Genomic DNA, 14,223 nt, shown 5'->3' with positions numbered 1-14,223 from the left:
TAGTGCGTCATCTGCCCGAGGTGAATGATGAAACCTTCGCAATGGACGCTTCGCTGGGTGACGCTCTGTGGCTGCGGGATGCTGGCAGCTTCCGCCGCCGCCGTGGAGTTGCCAGGGACTGTACAGCCATCCCAGCTCGATGAACGCTTCAAGCCCCGCAGCGAGCCGCAGGCCAAGCCCGAGGCGCCGCTGGTGGTGCCCAAGCAGGTCGCGCCGCAAGGCAGCGAACAGATCCGCTTCGAACTGCGCGAGATACGCATCGAAGGCAACACCCGCTATGATAAGGCGGTGCTCGAGTCCTATTACCAGCATATGCTCGGCAAGCAGGTGTCCCTGGCCGAACTGGTCGACCTGGCCAACCGCCTCACCGCCAAGTACCGCCAGGACGGCTACCTGTTGACCCAGGTAGTGGTGCCGGAGCAGAGCATCGAGGGCGGCAAGGTACGCCTGCAGGTGATCGAGGGTTACCTCGAACACGTGCAGATCAAGGGAACCGTCGATGGGCCGCGGGTGCGGGTGGAGGAACTGCTCGCGCCGCTGACCGAAAAACGTCCGCTGGATGCCGATACCCTGGAGCGCGGCCTGCTGCTGGTCGGCGACCTGCCGGGGGTCAACGTGCAGAGCGTGCTCAGCCCGGGGCAGGCGCTGGGCTCGTCGAACCTCGACGTGGCCTTGCAGCAGCAGCGATACGAAGGCTTCGTCAGCCTCGACAACCGCGGTTCGCACTACACCGACCCGACCACCCTGGCCTTCGGCGCCACCGAGTTCTCCCGCCTGGGATTCTACGAGCAGATCGACGTGCTCGGTGCGATCTCGCCGTTCAGCGATGCCACCCGCTACATCCAGTTGCGCGGCACGTTGCCGCTGGGCGGCATGTTCGCCGGCGATACCCTGCAGATCATGGGTTCCTATTCGAAGGTCAACCCGGACATCCCGGACTCGGTATTCCCCTTCGACAGCGTCAGCAAGAGCACCGAAGGCAGCATTTCCTACAACCATCCCTTCATCCGCTCGCGCTCGCAGAACCTGAGCGGCGGCCTGGCGTTGCAGTGGAAGGATACCGAGACCCGCCTGCGCGACTTCGCCAGCGACGCCTCGAACCCCGGTCGTGACCATGTGCGGGTGTTCCAGCAACGCCTGACCTATGACTGGGTCGATCGCTGGATGGGCATCAACCTGGCGGAGGTGCGCAACAACATCGGCCTGGACATGTGGGGCGCGACCAAGAAGGACGATGAACGTCGTTCCCGCGAAGTGGCCGACGGACGTTTCGTCTATCTCAACGGCAACGTCGGGCGCCTGCAAGGGCTCGGCGGACCCTGGTCGGTGTATGGCGAGTTGCAATGGCAGTACAGCTTCGACCCGCTGCTGCCGAGCGAGCGCTTCGGCGTCGGCGGCAGCGGGATCGGTCGCGGCTTCGCCCCGGGCAACATCACCGGTGACCGTGGCTTCGCCCTGAAGCTCGAACCGCGCTATGGCCAGGCGGTGGGCTATAGCTGGCTGCGCAGCTACCAGGCCTACGCTTTCTACGACTGGGGCAAGACCTACAACCTCGACGTGGACGATGACGAGCAGCAGAAGCTCGGCTCGATCGGTGCCGGGGTGCGCTTCAACCTCACCGACCAGTTGTCGTTCAACCCGGAGATTGCCCGCCAGGTCATCGGCGAGCCAGCCGACCAGCGCGATGGGAAGCGTGAGACGCGGGTCCTGTTCAACGTGGTGGCGCGCTTCTGAACCCTGCCGGCCTCCGTTCCGGAGGCTGCTGACGGAGCCCCTCTCCGGTTCTGCGGAGAGGGAGGTCCGTGCTCAATTCCGAGTGTTTTTCTCAAACTTTCGATTTCTTCGATTTTTCATATCGATGCCGTCAATCCGTGCCGAGGCCGGTCGGAGAGGCGTGTTCTTGCTGTAAATCCTGTGCTAGAGCGGTTCTTCGCACTATTTCAAACGTCGATGAATACTATTGGCGCGCTTCGTTTTCCAATCGAGTTTCCCGAACAGAGAATGGCCCCACGTAACGAATACCTGGAGCCACTGCCATGAAACGCCCGCTGATCCTCGCCATCGCCCTTGCTACCCTGACCGCCAATGCCGCCTTCGCCGCACCGCGGGTCGAATCCATCGCCCTGCGCGGTGCCCAACAACTGATCGCCTCCGACGGTTCCGACCGTACCCTCGAACGCCTGCGCAAGACCCAGGCGCCGCGCGTCCAGGAAGAACGCCGGGTCGCCGAAAGCGGCAGCGAGCAGACCATCGATCGCTTGCACCGCGACATGACCAGCCGCGAGGCGCGCCTGGCCGAGAACGGCAGCGAACAGACCGTCGACCGTCTGCACAAGGACATGGGGCGCGTCGATCTGCGCCTGGCCGACAACGGTAGCGAGCGCACCGTCGACCGCCTGCATCGGGAGATGCGGCGCCCCGCCTGACACCGCGGATCACGCCGCAAGGTGCGAGAAAAGCCCGGCTCGATGCCGGGCTTTCTTATTGCCGAGAAGGGGCGGTGTTCCATGGGGAGGGCGGATAACGCCCCAGGCGTTATCGCCGATACGCCGCTGTCGGGGCATCGACGCGCGACGGCATTGGCCTCAGTGCAGGCGGTCGCGTTGCGCGAGGGTAGGGAAAAGCTTCATCCATACTCCGGTGACCACCAGGGTGCCGATCCCGCCGAGGACCACAGCCGGTACCGTGCCGAACCAGTGTGCGGTGAGCCCGGATTCGAACTCGCCGAGCTGGTTCGAGGCGCCGATGAACAGGCCGTTCACCGCGCTGACCCGGCCGCGCATCTCGTCGGGGGTCTCGAGCTGCACGAAGGCGCCGCGGATGACCATGCTGACCATGTCCGCGGCGCCGAGTACCACCAGCACGCCGAGGGACAGCCAGAACGATTTCGACAGGCCGAAGGCGATGGTTGCCAGGCCGAAGATGCCCACGGAGAGGAACATGATCCGCCCGACGTTGCGTTCGATGCTGAAGTGCGCCAGCCAGAACGACATCGCCAGGGCGCCCACCGCTGGAGCCGAGCGCAGCAGGCCGAGGCCCCAGGGCCCGGTGAGCAGGATGTCCTTGGCGAACACCGGGAGCAGGGCGGTGGTGCCGCCGAGGAGCACGGCGAACAGGTCGAGGGAGATCGCCCCGAAGATGTCCGGTCGGCTGCGGATGAAACGGATGCCGGCGAGCAGCGAGTCGAGGGTGGCCTTGCCCTGGGTGAGCGGCTGGTTGCGTACCGGCAGGCTGAGCGTCAGGACGCAGGCGAGGACGTAGAGAGTCGCGGTCGGCACGTAGACCCAGGAGGCACCGAACGCATAGAGCAGGCCGCCGAGGGCTGGGGCGGCAATGGTCGCCGCCTGCATCGCCGAAGCCGAAGCGGCCACCGCGCGCGGGAACAGCCCGGCCGGTACCAGGTTCGGCAGCAGCGCCTGGGTGGTCGGCATTTCGAAGGCGCGGGCGGTACCGAGGGCGAAGGCGAGGACGAAGATCATGTTGCGGGTGATCTCTCCCGAAGCCGCGCCGAGCACCAGTGCCACCGCCACCAGGGCCTGGCCGGTCTGGCAGAGGGCGGCGATCCTGCGTCGGTCGTAGCGGTCGGCAACGTGCCCGGTGTGGAGCATGAACAGTACCCGCGGGAGGAATTCGACCAGGCCTACCAAGCCCAGGTCGAGGACATTGCCGGTCAGTTCGTAGATGTGCCAGCCGATGGCCACGGTGAGCATCTGGAAGCCGCTGGCGGTGCAGACGCGGGCCAGCCAGAAGGCGAGGAAGGGGCGATGGCGGAGCAGGGAACTGGGTTGGCTGGACATGCTGGGGTCGGGCGTTTCGAGAGGAGGGCGGAGGGTAACATGCGGTTACCTCTTGGCTGTTGCCATTGCCGAAATCGAAGATTCAGAGAAGCGCACGAAAAGGTTGGAGCCGGCCTGGCGGACGACCAAAGTCGAGTGTCCATGGGGCCTTCCAGCGGTAGACGGGACTTTTCCTCGGGTGCGACTTGTCGCTAAAATTAACTCCTGAGTCAGGTTTTTCCGCCTGCGTGCTCCACCTCGTCCGTCCGGGCGAGCTGTTCAAGCCTGAATAACGACATGGGTGGGAACCGTACCACCCAGAGGAACTTGCATGTCCAACCGTGATGTATCCCGGCGCGCCTTTCTCCAGGGCGGGTTGATCGCCGGCGTGGGTGTCACCCTGGCGCCGCTCGGCAGCCAGGCGTTCGCTGCCTTGTTCGAGAACCAGGTGACCGTTTCCGCCCAGCGCTGGATGGCGGGCAACGGCCAGGTCCGTTTCCGTAACGACGCCTTGTCCAAGGTCTGCGGCAACAAGGTGTTCGCCCGCGATATCCGCGCCAGGGACATGCCCGGCTGGCCGCAGCAGCAAGGCCACGCCATGTTGCTGAAGACCGTTCGCGCCGACCGCATCTACGAAGGCCACGACCTTTCCTGGCTGGGCGCCGAGTTGCAGCCGGACCGTATCGTCACCGCCGCCGACCTGGAGAAGGACGGCATCGTCTTCCCCGAGGCGCATTCGCCCGATCCGCTCCTGCCGCCGGGCAAGGTGCCGATGTTCATCGGCCATCCGGTGGCGATCCTGATCTGGAACGACTTCGAGCGCTTCCGCCGGGCCAAGCTCAAGCTCAAGTTCAACGACAAGGCGATCCGCTATGGCGCCCAGGCCCCGCTGTACCAGGGCGATCCCTACGGCAGCTATCGCTTCGTCCGGGTCGGCGGCAAGACGCCCTACGAGGACGACGAGTTCTCCAGCCTGAAGGACTCGATGCTGTTCCCCACCATCCTCAACCGCAAACCGGTATGGACCCGCGAGCCGAAGCTGCACGGCGACCTCACCGAGCAGGGGCTGTTCCATGCCAAGCGCATGGCCGAGCAACTGGAAAACCCGCCGCAGGACTGGCTGGTCTTCGACGAGCGCTACAAGACCCCATCGATCGAGCCGGCGGCATTGGAGCCGGACAACGGCAACGGCTGGTACGACGCGGCGAGCAAGACCTTGCACTTCGTGGTCGCCACCCAGTGCCCGTTCGAAGTCGCCTACGAAAGCGTGCACATGATCAAGCCGTCGCGCTTCGCCCTGGAGAAGCTCAACATCCATCCGGGCTATACCGTAGGCTACGGCTCCAAGGACAACAACATCTTCGTCTTCTATGCCGCGCTCGCCGCGCTGTATGGCGAGGGTGTGCCGGTGCGCCTGGCCAACGACCGCTACGAGCAGTTCCAGAGCGGCATCAAGCGCCACCCGTTCGACATCCGCTACCAACTGGCGGTAGACAGGAACGACCTCGGCTTCCGCATCTTCCGCGCCGACATGAGCGCCGACGGCGGCGGGCGCGCCAACTACAGCGCCTCGGTGGCGGCGGTAGGCGCCACCGCCGCGCAGTCGATCTACTACATGCCGCAGAACGACCTGGCGGTCACCGCCTATCATTCGCGCGGCGTGGAGGCCGGCTCGATGCGCGGCTACGGTACCCTGCAGACCATGGCCGCGACCGAGATGATGGTCGACGAGATCGCTGGCCGGCTGGGCGTCGACGCCATCGACCTGCGTCGTCGCAACGCCCTGCGCTCGGGCATGAAGAACACCCAGGGCGCGGTCCCGGCCGGTGCCCTGCGCCTGCACGAGATCCTCGACAAGGCCGCTGCCCACGAGGTCTGGAAGGACCGCGACGCACGCAAGAAGCGCTTCGACGCGGAGGACCCGGACAACTGGTATGGGGTCGGCTTCGCCATTTGCCAGAAGGACTTCGGCACCGGCGCCGAGGCGCCGATGGCGAGCATCGAGTTCAGCGCCGACGGGCGCATCAGCCTGCGCCACATCGGCACCGAGATCGGTACCGGGATGTCCACCTCGCAGGCCTTCGTGGTCGGCGACTTCCTCGGCCGTCCGGCGGACGAGGTGAAGACCGCCGAGACCGAATGGCCCGAGCTGCGGCTCACCACCAAGGGCAATCCCTACCTGATGAGCCAGGCCGAGCAGGACGCCGCGCTACGCGATCCGCGCTGGGTCGGCAAGCTGGCCTCGCCGTCGTCGGCGACCAACTCGGCGTTCTATTTCAGCCACGCCACCCGCGAAGCCGCGCGCGTGCTGTTCAACCACGGCCTGTGGCCGGCGGCCCTGGCGCTGTGGCGCAGCGGTCCGTTCGGCGGCCAGGCCAATCCCTATGTGGTGCGCCGCGAAAACGCCGTATGGGTCGACGGCCAGTTGACCGGCAACGGCCTGGCGCCGATTCCCTTCGCCGAGCTGGCGAAGAAGGCCCACGAGATGGGCCTGGTCACCGGCGTCAGCGTCCACGGCTTCAATCGCTGGAGTTGGGCCGAGGCGGACTTCGTCATCGATGGCGTGCGCGAACGCCTGCCGCTCGACGCCATGGCGGTGAAGTACGGCGACGGCGCGCCGGGAGTGAAGAAGGCGATGATGAACAGCGCCGGCTTCCACCTGCTCGACCGGCAGAATCCGGCTTATCCGGCGACCCAGCTGAACAACGCGATGGTCACCTACTACAGCCCGGTGGCGACCCTGGTCGAGCTGAAGGTGAACAAGGGCAGCGGCGAGGTGCAGGTGCTCGACCACCATTCCTGGATCGAGTGCGGCCGGGTGCTGGTGCCAGAGCTGGTCAAGGGCCAGCTGGAGGGCGGCATCGCCATGGGTATCGGCCATGCGCTGCTGGAGGAAATGCCGCTCTACGAGGGCGGCCCCGCGGAAGGGGACTGGAACTTCAACCGCTACCGGTTGCCGCGGGCGAAGGACGTGGCGGTGTGGAGCCAGACGGCGGAGATCCTCCCGCCGCTGTCGCCGACCGATCCGGCCAAGGGCATCGCCGAGGTGGTGATGATCCCGGTGGTCGGCGCCATCGCCAACGCCGTGGCGCACGCCACCGGCAAGCGCGTCCGCGACCTGCCCATCACTCCCGCCCGCATCAAGGAGGCCCTCCATGGCTAACCGCAAGCTCCAGATGACCCTCAACGGTCAAGCCGTCGGTCCGGTGGAGGTCGCCGAAGACCTGCCGATGATCGACTACCTGCACGAATACCAGAACCTCACCGGCTCGCGCCTGGGCTGTGGCCAGGGCATCTGCCATGCCTGCGTGGTGATCGTCGACAATCCGGACGGCACCAGCGAGGAAGTGCGCACCTGCATCACCGGCGCGCACTACTTCGACGGCAAGAAGGTTCGCACCATCGAGGGCCATGCCCAGCGCGACGAGAACGGCGACATCCGCGAGCTGAGCCCGATCCAGCAGAAGTTCGTCGACCAGTTCGCCTTCCAGTGCAGCTATTGCGCGCCAGGCTTCGTCAACGCCGCCACCGTGCTGGTGGAAAAAGCCCAGCGCCAGCCGATCAAGCGCAGCGAGCTGGAGCAGGCGATCGAGGACAGCCTCGGCCATCACATCTGCCGTTGCACCGGCTACGTGCGCTACTACAGCGCCACCCGCGACGTGCTCGACGAACTCGGCCTGGTCAAGGAGGCTTGAGGATGAAGCGCACCCTTTCCGGCCTCGCCCTGGCGCTGGCCGCGCTGTCGCCGTTCCTGGCCTCCGCCGCCGGCGCCGACGCGGCGCTGGTCAAGCGCGGCGAATACCTCGCCCGCGCCGCCGACTGCATGGCCTGCCATACCGCCGAGGGCGGCGCGCCGTTCGCCGGCGGACTGCCGATCCAGTCGCCGTTCGGCACCATCTACGGCACCAACATCACCCCGGACAAGGAACACGGCATCGGCGCCTACAGCGCCGACGAGTTCTTCGCCGCTCTCACCGAGGGCAAGCGCAAGGACGGCGCCTACCTCTATCCGGCGATGCCCTACACCTCCTATCACCTGATCGAGCGCGAGGATGCCGACGCCATCTACGCCTACCTGATGGCCCAGGAACCGATCGCCCGGCCGGCGCCGCAGACCAGCCTGAGCTTCCCGTTCAACGTGCGCATGGGCCTGGCCGGCTGGAACCTGCTCTACGGCAAGAGCGTGCGCTTGCAGCCGGAGGAAGGGCGCAGCGAGGCCTGGAAACGCGGGCAGTACATGGTCGAGGTGCTCGGCCACTGCGGCGAGTGCCATACCCCGCGCAACCTGGCCGGCGCCCTGGAGCAGGACAAGCGCCTGAGCGGCGGCCTGCTCAACGGCTACCTGGCGCCCAGCCTGCTGCCCGGCGACCTTGCCGCGCGCGGTTGGACCCAGCCGGACCTGGCGAGCTTCCTCAAGCACGGCATGAGCGCCCAGGGCAGCATGTTCAACGAGATGTTCCCGGTGGTGCACCACAGCACCCAGCACCTCGACGACGGCGACCTGGCGGCCATGGCCACCTACCTGCTCGGCGACCAGCCGCCGCCGGCCAAGGTGGTCCAGGCGCTACCCGAGGCGCAGCTGAACGACAGCGGCAAGCGCGGTCGCCAGCAGTACCTCAACGTCTGCGCCGGCTGCCACGGCGGCGAAGGCGAGGGCAAGCCGCATATCGCGGTGGCGATGAACGGCAACACTACCCTGCGCCTGCAAGACCCGCGTAATCTGTTGCGAGTGATCGAAGACGGCATCGTCGAACAGCAGTTCACCGGCTTCGAACGCATGCAACCGATGCCCGGTTTCGCCGGGAAACTCGACGACGAGCAACTCACGGACCTGCTCAACTACCTGCGCCAGACCTGGGGCGGATTGCCCGGTGACCTCGGTCCCCAACAGGTCGCGCAATTGAAGACGGAGAGCGCTTCGGCGCATACCGTCAAGGTGAAGTGAATCGTGCAACACCTCGATCTACAGGTGGTCCGCCAGGCGCTGAAGTGGTCCGTGGGCGGCGAACGGGTGTGGTTCTGTACCGTGCTCACGACCTACGGCTCGGCGCCCCGTGCGCCGGGATCGCTGCTGGCGGTGAACGCCAACGGCCACTGGATCGGCTCGCTGTCCGGCGGCTGCGTCGAGGATGATTTCCTCGAACGGGTCGCCGCCGGCGGTTTCCCCGAGCCCTCGGTGATCGTGCGCTACGGCGAGGGTGACGACCCGAACTCGAACGTCCGCCTGCCCTGCGGCGGCATCCTCGACGTACTGGTGGAAAACCTGGCGCCGGACTGCGACGTCCAGGCCCATCTGCGCGAGCTGGAGTCGGCGTTGCTTGGCCAGCGCCGCCTGCTCCGCGAGGTCGAACTGGGCAGCGGCGCGCGCAGCCTGCGCGACGATTCCAGCCACGGCCCACGGGCGGAACGCGACGGCGAGCGCGTGCGCCTGCGCGTCGGTGCCGCCCAGCGCCTGTTGCTGGCCGGCTATTCCAGCGTCGCCCATGCCTGCGCCGAGTTCGGCAAGGGCCTGGGCTTCGAGGTGATCCTCTGCGACCCGCGCGAAGAAGCCTTGCGCGGCGTGCTGCTGGAGGGCATCGAGATCCGTCGTGAGCTGCCCTCGCTGTTCATCGCCGACGGCGGTTGCCACGCCGATACGGCGGTGGTGGCGTTGACCCACGATCCGAAGATCGACGACCTGGCGATGCTCGAGGCGGTGCGTACCGAAGCCTTCTATATCGGCGTGATGGGGTCGCGGGCGACCTCGGAGAAACGCTTCGAGCGCCTGCGGCGCATCGGCGGCCTGGGCGACGCCGAACTGGCGCGGATCCACGCGCCGATCGGCCTCAACCTGGGGAGCAAGACGCCGGCGGAAATCGCCCTGGCGGTGCTGGCGGACATTCTTCGCATCCGCAACGGCATTCCCCGCGAGCGGCTCTGATGGTCGCCGCCGACGAGGTGCTGTGCCTGGTCCTGGCGGCCGGGCAGGGGCGCCGTTTCGGCAGCGACAAGCGCCTGGCGCGGCTGGCTGATGGCACGACCCTGCTGGCGGCCAGCGTGGCGCGGGCGCGCGAGGCGTTCGCCGAGGTGCGGGTGGTGGTGCGTGCTGGAGAGACCCCGGCGAGCCTGGGCCTGCCGGCGCAACAGCGGCTTGTCCACAGCCTCGACGCCTCGTCGGGCATGGGCCACAGCCTGGCCGCCGGCGTCGCGGCGGCGAGGAACAGCCCGGCCCGGGCCATCGCCGTCCTGCTCGGCGACATGCCCTGGATCGCCGCCGATACCCTCGAGCGTCTGGCCGCGATGGCCACTCCCGAAGCCATCGTGTTTCCCCTGTACGACGGCCAGCGCGGTCATCCGGTGCTGTTCGGCCGCGCTTTCTGGGACGCGCTTGCGCAACTGGACGGCGACCAGGGCGCGCGCCGCGTGCTGCTGGCCCATCGTCCGGCCTGGCGCGAGGTACCGTGCGACGATCCGGGCGTACTCCGCGACGTGGACACCCCGGCGGCGCTCGGCTGACTATTTTCCCGCTTTCAGGATCACGAACTTCGGATTCGCCGCGACCTGCTCGACCCCGCGGAACAGCCGCTTGAGCTTGGCGTGGTAGCCCAGGTGGCGGTTGCCGACGATCCACAGTTCGCCGCCCGCCGCCAGGGCATCGCGAGCCTGGAGAAACATGCGCCAGGCGAGGAAGTCGCCGACCACCTGCTGCTGGTGGAACGGCGGGTTGCACAGGACCAGGTCCAGCGAGCCCGCCGCCTGGCCGGCCAGGCCATCGTCGGCGCGGAACGTCGCCGGCCGCTCGCCCAGCGCTGCTTGCCAGTTTTCCCGTGCCGACTGCACGGCCATGTACGACTCATCCACCAGGGTCAGCTCGGCCTGCGGGTTGAGCAGCGCGTAGGCGATGCCGAGCACCCCGTTGCCGCAGCCCAGGTCGGCGGCGCGTAGCGCGCCGAGGCTGCGTGGCAGGTGCGGGAGGAAGGCGCGGGTGCCGATGTCGAGACCTTCTCGGCAGAATACGTTGGCGTGGTTGAGCAGCGTCAGCGGCGGCTGCTCCAGGCGATAGCGGGTCGGATAGGGCGAGCGCGGTTGCGGGCGCTCCGCTGCCTCGGCGATCAGCAGGCGGGCCTTCTTCACCGCCAGCGAAGCGTGCATCGGGCCGATGTAGCGTTCCAGCAGGTCGCCGGCGGCGCGTGGCAAGTGCTTGACCATCCCCGCGGCGACGACCTGCGCGCCCGGTGCCAGTTGGCCGTGCAGGCGGATCAGTTGCTCCTCCAGCAACGCGAGGGTCTTCGGCACCTTGACCAGCACGTGATCGAAAGGCCCCACGGCGGTTTCGCTGGCCGGGACGAAGCGCACCGAGCCCAGGTCGAGGCCGTTGCGCGCGAGGTTCTTGCGCAGGGCAAGGAAGCCCAGGTGCGAATCGCCGCTGCTGGTGACCTGGACGTGCGGCGCCAGGCTCGCGGCGAGGGCGCCGAAGGCGTCGTTGAGGACCAGCACCCGGCATTGCGCCGTCACGCCCCGTTCGTGCAACTGGTTGAGCAGGTATTCGTCGGCGGCGTCGAACGCCTGGAGGGGCTCGCCGTCCTGCTCGGGCTGGCGGACCAGATCGAGCTGGGCGAAGGGGGTGGCGAATAGAGGCATCGGGTTCCCGGCGGGGCGAATCCCGCTCGTCAATTAACAATCTGTCGAAACTGAGAGCTGGTTGGAGTTCTCCAGCTTGTGCGGCACACGGATATGCCGAAAAATTCTTTACCCGGCTCTGGTTAGTCGTTTCCTTACCGACGAGTCATCCAGCCGGGCACGCCAATAATAACCGGGCTAGGGCTTCGATAGCGCCTGTCATGACCCGGTAGCGCCTGGACGGGCGCCTTCGCCACTTCGAGCGGTGACCGTCACCCAACCCGTTTCCCGAACGAGACCCGTGCGAGCCGTCGCGGGGCTCGTCGTTGCCATCGCACAGGTACATCGATGTTCAAGCCGTTTGTCGGTGTGGCGCTCGCCGCACTGTTCGCCGTTTCCGCCGTCGCCCATGCCGAGGACGCCGGCCCGATCGTGATCAAGTTCTCCCATGTGGTCTCCGACGACACGCCCAAGGGCAAGGGGGCGCTGTTGTTCAAGAAGCTTGCCGAGGAGCGTCTGCCGGGCAAGGTCAAGGTCGAGGTCTACCCCAACTCGACGCTGTTCGGCGACGCCGACGAGATCGAGGCCCTGCGCGCCAACAAGGTGCAGATGCTGGCCACCTCACTGTCCAAGTTCGAGCCCTATACCAAGCAACTCCAGGTGTTCGACCTGCCGTTCCTGTTCGATGACCTGGAGGCCCTGAAGCGTTTCCAGAAGCGCGACAAGAGCCGCGAACTGCTGCGCTCCATGGCCAAGCACGGTATCTATGGCCTGGCCTACTGGAACAACGGCATGAAGCAGCTTTCCGCCACTCGCGAGCTGCACCGGCCGGACGATGCCAAGGGCCTGGTCTTCCGTATCCAGCCGTCGTCGGTGCTGGAAGCGCAGTTCGCCATGCTCGGCGCCACCGCCAAGCAGTTGTCCTACGCCGAGACCCTCAAGGCCATGCAGGCCGGCAGCGTGCAGGGCACCGAGAACACCTGGTCGAACCTCGCCGGACAGAAGATCGACAGCGTGCAGCCGTACATCACCGAGACCGATCACGGTGCGCTCAGCTACATGCTGATCACCAGCTCGGCATTCTGGACCAGCATCCCCTACCAGACCCGCACCGAACTGGAGAGCATCGTCGACGAGGTCACCCTGGTGGTGAACAAGGAAGCCGAAGCGCTCAACCAGAAGGAGCGCGAGCACCTGCTGGCCGCCGGCAAGAGCCGTCTGGTCAGCCTCAGCGCGGAAGAGCACGAGGCCTGGCGCAACGCCATGAAGCCGCTGTGGAAGAACTACGAGGCGCAGATCGGCAGCGACGTGCTGCGTGCGGCCCAGGTGGTCAACCGCAAGCGCTGATCGGCCGCTGGCTATTCCCGTCAGCGGGGATAGCCACAAGCCTTGCGGGTGTTTCTGCCGGGTGCTTTGCGGGACACTAGGGGAGTATCGGTATCCGGAGCGGACCATGACCGCCAGCGAAGAGAAATTCACCCGCCAGACGCTGCTCGACGTGCAGCCTCTGACTCCCAACCTGTTCACCCTGCGTACCAGCCGCGACGCGGGATTCCGGTTCCGCGCCGGGCAATTCGCCCGGCTCGGCGTGTACAAGCCCAGCGGCAGTATCGTCTGGCGCGCCTACTCGATGGTTTCGGCGCCTCATGACGAATTCCTCGACTTCTTTTCCATCGTCGTCCCGGACGGCGAGTTCACCAGCGAACTCAGCCGCCTGCGCGAGGGCGACCAGTTGCTGGTCGATCGCCAGGCCTTCGGCTTCCTCACCCTCGACCGCTTCGTGGATGGTCGTGACCTTTGGCTGCTGGCCACCGGTACCGGTGTGGCGCCGTTCGTCTCGATCCTGCAGGACTTCGAGGTCTGGGAGCGCTTCGAAAGCATCAAGCTGGTCTACAGCGTGCGTGAGAGCAAGGAGCTGGCCTACCGCGAGCTGATCGCCGGCCTCGCCGAGCGCGAATACCTGGCCGAGCATGCCCACAAGCTGCAGTTCATCCCGGTGGTGACCCGCGAGCAGGTACCCGGTTGCCTGAACGGACGTATCACCACGCTGATCGAGAACGGCGATCTGGAGCGTGCCGCCGACCTGGAACTGACCCCGGAGCATTCGCGGGTGATGCTCTGCGGCAACCCGCAGATGATCGAGGACACCCGCGCCGTGCTGAAGGCTCGCGGCATGAACCTCAGTCTGACCCGGCGCCCGGGGCAGGTGGCGGTGGAGAACTACTGGTAGGTGCGTGCCCGCGGAGTAGCGGCGGATAGCGCCGCCGCCCGGCCTGTTGTCCGGCAATGAAAAAGGGCCCGTTCGGGCCCTTTTTCATTGTTCCGCCGACGCGATCACGACTTGTTCTGCTGGGCTTTCAGCAGGTCGCGGATCTCGGTCAGCAGGGTTTCCTCGGCACTCGGCACTGGCGGTTCGGACGGCGCGACGGCTTCTTCGCGCTTGAGGCGGTTGATCGCCTTGACCCCCATGAAGATGGCGAAGGCCACGATGACGAAGTCGAGTATGGTCTGAATGAACTTGCCATAGGCCAGCACCACCGCCGGCACGTCGCCTTCGGCGGCCTTCAATGTTATCGCCAGGTCGGAGAAGTCGACTCCGCCGATCAGCAGTCCGATCGGCGGCATGATCACATCGCCCACGAAGGACGAGACGATCTTGCCGAAGGCCGCGCCGATGATGATACCGACAGCCATATCCACGACATTGCCCTTGACGGCAAAGGCTTTGAATTCACTCAGAAGACCCATGGGTTCACTCCCTGTATTTCGCTAATAGGTAAAGGCAGTCTAATGCAGCCTTCGGCAAGTTGCTCAGGCTGGAAGATTGGTGTGTTGGTTCCCCCCGGCA

The 14,223-nt window shown here is 66.4% G+C and carries 12 protein-coding genes; 9 read left to right on the top strand and 3 right to left on the bottom strand.

Annotated elements, in window-relative coordinates:
• The first annotated feature begins 27 nt into the window (after positions 1-27).
• Together cdrB and AC4OR5_RS24015 are read left to right on the top strand one after the other, a co-directional pair.
• Complete coding sequence (gene cdrB / locus AC4OR5_RS24020) at positions 28-1,734, top strand: two-partner secretion system transporter CdrB (RefSeq protein WP_003141590.1); 1,707 nt, start codon at positions 28-30, stop codon at positions 1,732-1,734.
• Positions 1,735-2,036: 302 nt separating this feature from the next.
• Positions 2,037-2,426 (top strand): hypothetical protein, encoded by a 390-nt coding sequence (locus tag AC4OR5_RS24015; protein ID WP_003106768.1) that lies wholly within the window; start codon positions 2,037-2,039, stop codon positions 2,424-2,426.
• 159 nt (positions 2,427-2,585) lie between these two features.
• Here AC4OR5_RS24015 and AC4OR5_RS24010 read toward each other — a convergent pair whose 3' ends face one another.
• Entirely contained in the window at positions 2,586-3,797 is a 1,212-nt protein-coding gene (locus tag AC4OR5_RS24010) for an MFS transporter (RefSeq protein ID WP_058161006.1), read from the bottom strand.
• A 310-nt stretch (positions 3,798-4,107) separates the two neighbouring features.
• Here AC4OR5_RS24010 and AC4OR5_RS24005 point away from each other — a divergent pair, with 310 nt between their 5' ends.
• The 5 genes from AC4OR5_RS24005 to AC4OR5_RS23985 are packed head-to-tail and all read left to right on the top strand — an operon-like array spanning position 4,108 to position 10,271.
• Positions 4,108-6,939: a xanthine dehydrogenase family protein molybdopterin-binding subunit gene (locus AC4OR5_RS24005; protein WP_058161007.1), complete on the top strand. Its 2,832-nt coding sequence runs from the start codon at positions 4,108-4,110 to the stop codon at positions 6,937-6,939.
• Positions 6,932-7,471 carry a (2Fe-2S)-binding protein gene (locus AC4OR5_RS24000; RefSeq protein WP_003110882.1) on the top strand — a complete coding sequence of 180 codons (540 nt, stop codon included), beginning with the start codon at positions 6,932-6,934 and terminating at the stop codon, positions 7,469-7,471. The genes AC4OR5_RS24005 and AC4OR5_RS24000 overlap by 8 nt, the downstream gene beginning before the upstream one ends.
• A 2-nt stretch (positions 7,472-7,473) precedes the next feature.
• Positions 7,474-8,721 carry a cytochrome c gene (locus AC4OR5_RS23995; protein ID WP_058134724.1) on the top strand — a complete coding sequence of 416 codons (1,248 nt, stop codon included), beginning with the start codon at positions 7,474-7,476 and terminating at the stop codon, positions 8,719-8,721.
• Positions 8,722-8,724: 3 nt separating this feature from the next.
• Positions 8,725-9,696 (top strand): XdhC family protein, encoded by a 972-nt coding sequence (locus AC4OR5_RS23990; protein ID WP_023126599.1) that lies wholly within the window; start codon positions 8,725-8,727, stop codon positions 9,694-9,696.
• Positions 9,696-10,271: a nucleotidyltransferase family protein gene (locus tag AC4OR5_RS23985; protein WP_009316244.1), complete on the top strand. Its 576-nt coding sequence runs from the start codon at positions 9,696-9,698 to the stop codon at positions 10,269-10,271. The genes AC4OR5_RS23990 and AC4OR5_RS23985 overlap by 1 nt, the downstream gene beginning before the upstream one ends.
• Here the strand turns inward: AC4OR5_RS23985 and AC4OR5_RS23980 are convergent, their stop codons facing one another.
• Positions 10,272-11,396, bottom strand: a complete 1,125-nt coding sequence (locus AC4OR5_RS23980; RefSeq protein ID WP_003110879.1) for a methyltransferase — start codon at positions 11,394-11,396, stop codon at positions 10,272-10,274. It abuts the gene before it with no gap.
• Between the two features lie 327 nt (positions 11,397-11,723).
• Here AC4OR5_RS23980 and AC4OR5_RS23975 point away from each other — a divergent pair, with 327 nt between their 5' ends.
• Both AC4OR5_RS23975 and AC4OR5_RS23970 read left to right on the top strand, forming a co-directional pair.
• Positions 11,724-12,722 carry a DctP family TRAP transporter solute-binding subunit gene (locus tag AC4OR5_RS23975; RefSeq protein WP_058161008.1) on the top strand — a complete coding sequence of 333 codons (999 nt, stop codon included), beginning with the start codon at positions 11,724-11,726 and terminating at the stop codon, positions 12,720-12,722.
• A 106-nt stretch (positions 12,723-12,828) separates the two neighbouring features.
• A complete protein-coding gene (locus AC4OR5_RS23970; RefSeq protein WP_003110878.1) occupies positions 12,829-13,605 on the top strand; it encodes a ferredoxin--NADP reductase in 777 nt (258 codons plus the stop codon).
• A 104-nt stretch (positions 13,606-13,709) separates the two neighbouring features.
• Here AC4OR5_RS23970 and mscL read toward each other — a convergent pair whose 3' ends face one another.
• Positions 13,710-14,123 (bottom strand): large-conductance mechanosensitive channel protein MscL, encoded by a 414-nt coding sequence (mscL, locus tag AC4OR5_RS23965; protein ID WP_003094890.1) that lies wholly within the window; start codon positions 14,121-14,123, stop codon positions 13,710-13,712.
• Between the last annotated feature and the right edge of the window lie 100 nt (positions 14,124-14,223).

This window comes from Pseudomonas sp. YA1 (genome assembly GCF_058680555.1).
Note: the sequence above shows the minus strand (reverse complement) of the source record. Positions and strands in the feature narration are given on the sequence as shown.